Source organism: Alloprevotella sp. oral taxon 473 str. F0040 (genome assembly GCF_000318095.2).
GTDB lineage: Bacteria > Bacteroidota > Bacteroidia > Bacteroidales > Bacteroidaceae > Alloprevotella.
The window spans coordinates 86,673-89,258 of record NZ_KB290724.1 but is presented as its reverse complement, the minus strand read 5'-3'; the positions used below and the strand labels follow the sequence as shown (position 1 = coordinate 89,258).

General features: G+C 37.5%; 3 protein-coding genes. All 3 read right to left on the bottom strand.

Annotation, left to right across the window (positions count from 1 at the left end; all coding sequences use genetic code 11):
- On the bottom strand, positions 1–491 hold a 491-nt coding region (locus HMPREF9999_RS09745), incomplete at its 3' end, for a hypothetical protein (protein WP_009437958.1).
- 182 nt (positions 492–673) lie between these two features.
- A complete protein-coding gene (locus HMPREF9999_RS09740) occupies positions 674–1,078 on the bottom strand; it encodes a hypothetical protein (RefSeq protein WP_009437957.1) in 405 nt (134 codons plus the stop codon).
- Positions 1,075–1,524 (bottom strand): TNT domain-containing protein, encoded by a 450-nt coding sequence (locus HMPREF9999_RS09735; protein ID WP_009437956.1) that lies wholly within the window; start codon positions 1,522–1,524, stop codon positions 1,075–1,077. Before HMPREF9999_RS09735 ends, HMPREF9999_RS09740 begins: the two co-directional genes overlap by 4 nt.
- Positions 1,525–2,586 lie beyond the last annotated feature (1,062 nt).

The following is a 2,586-nucleotide window of genomic DNA, read 5'->3' as shown; positions in this document are numbered from 1 at the left end:
GCCACCTTTGTCTCTTTCTTTGGTGCTTCTAAATAAACCTCATTGAAAGAATAGAACTTGGCACGCTCCTTGTTGAAGCGGATGCCCTCCATCATTCTCTTGAACCAAGCTTGTTCGCTCTTGGCTTCTGACTTGAGAGAATTGACGAATTCATTTAGCGCTTGTTCATCGGCGTCCAGTTCGCGAAGAACGTCGTCCTCAAATCCTTGAAGTTTCTTTAAAAACTTCGTCTTATCAATATCCGAAAGCTGCTGATAAGCTGGGTGCTCCCGAAATGAGACAAGTTGTTCCAGCCCAAGGTTCTGGTAGCGTTGAACAGACTCTTTTTGCAGCGCGGTGAGTTCAGAGGATAGCGATCGCGACGGTGTCTTTGATTCACCACTTACGCCCCTTTCATCGGCAATTGTTGCCGGCTTTACAACAGCGTCTGCCGGTTTATCAACGGAATTCTCCGCCTGTCTCAATTGTTTCTCCAGCTTACCGATGAGCACGCTCTCCGACTCATCGAGAGGTTGGAGACGAATTATCTGTTAGATTGATTGCCTTTCTTCATTTTACACTATTAACCAACAGTCTTTGTATTACAAGTAGAACAACTAAAGTTTTTTAGGCCCAGCTCATGTACATGAATTTATCATACTGATGCTACCTTGGTGTGTAAATTACTTTTTCTTTACTTGTGCACTCCCAATAGCATTATTTTTGTTTCTGGACCTCTTGAATAGTCTCCGGAGATAAGTCCAAAATAAAAGATATGTTTGTGCATTAAAATCACAAATGGAGATATTACTTCATCATGTTTTTTTATTTGAAATGCAATATATCCAGTTTGAGGATATACCAACTTTTCTAATGAGCCTAATTTTTTCGCTATAGATTCAATTTCCTCTAATGAAATCCCTTTATCATTAGGGTAGGTCAATCCAAAGGATATAAAGCTCTCTGATTTATTTTCTTTGTAAACATATATGCGTTCTACGATATCATCAAACCTCAGAGATATAAAATCTTCTTTGTGCAAAGGCTGTGATTGGTATGGCTTCAAAATATATTTATCATTTATCGTCACTTGAATCATTTCGTCTTACTAAGTTTATAATTTTCATTTTTCCCTCTCTGATTAACTCTTCGATGTCTTTTGGAAAATAGAATTTGGATACCTTTCCCTGGCTGATTAAACCAAGGGATTGCCGGTCCCATTTCTACAGAAAAATCTTCGAGAACGACTAATTCATAGAATTCAATATAATTAGATTCATTGCCTCTTAAGGCTCGATTTTGAAAAGGAATCCTAGTTCCATCTGACATTTTAGGAGAAGCAAATCTTCCTCTATGAATACCATCTAACTGAGAAGCTCCATTATAGTCATATCTGTCAAGAACCACTCCTTTTTTAAGTTTCACTTTATGAGATTCTATAAAGCCATTAAAAGGTGGCCACTCACCATTAAGTTGATGTCGAATAAAATAGTCATTTAATTCTTTCCATTTTTCATTTCCCCCATAGTAAAAAGGTCTCTTCATACTCCAATAATGTATTTCCAAAACGAATGTATCTCTTATTATCTTTGGAGTAAGCGCTAGTATCCAGTCTTAGGATCAAAGCCTGCGACATGCTCAATCTTGGCTATTTCCGTGTATATTGTAGACATGCTTAGTATGTTAGAATTACGATATTAGGGAAGCTTTTGACATGAGACCCACTTGAACGCCCTTGGATATCACACACCTCCTTTTATGGACAGCGAATGACTTCAATCATCTGTTCTCCTTCGATAGTGAACAACCTGATTATTCCTTTTTGCTCTAGTCTTCTCAAGAATGGCAGAAGACTATCGAAAGAGGTGTCCAATGGAGGAGGCAGTCCTTGTCACTTAAATATAGCATTATAAAAACCATAGTCGTGCCGAAGCACTTGGACTAATCGTTCTTCAAGTTTTCTTTTGCGCATACTTAGAATGTTATAACCTCTCCCGTCTTGATATTTACCAGCCTAAGGAGTTTTATCTGGCTCTTAGTTGTGAACTGGATAGCACCACCCTCCCCATATTTCGGATAACTTCTTGTCACAACTTCTATATTTTTAGCCCCACCCCAATTGGCATAAGGAAATGAGACAGAAGACCTAATCTTAATCTATTTCAAATTCTGCACGCCAAAATGCATCAGTCATTGCTCCATTTAATTGGAGTTTTGAAATTGCTTCTGTGGAGTTGTCGAATTTACTAAGGGCGTCCTTTCAAAATTGAAGTGCAACGATTCATTCGTTTTTCATAGATTAGACCCTATGGGAAACAGATAGACGTTTTGCATTTAGATTTAGAAAGTACAGGTGATGTCAGCATTGTTGGTTTTGAATACATTGCTGCAAATATACTTACTTTGTTTGGTATTTCATCATTATGTTTTTGTGAATGCTATTCGTGAGCATCAAATGAAGGGGAAATAAGAATAAACAACTATCTTTGTAGTGGCTGTTTGAATTGGCTAATGAACAGTAGGTGATTAGCAAAGTAATAGCCATGAAGTGAAATCAAATGTAGACAATCAAATAAAGGTCGAAAATATATGAATCATCAAACGAAT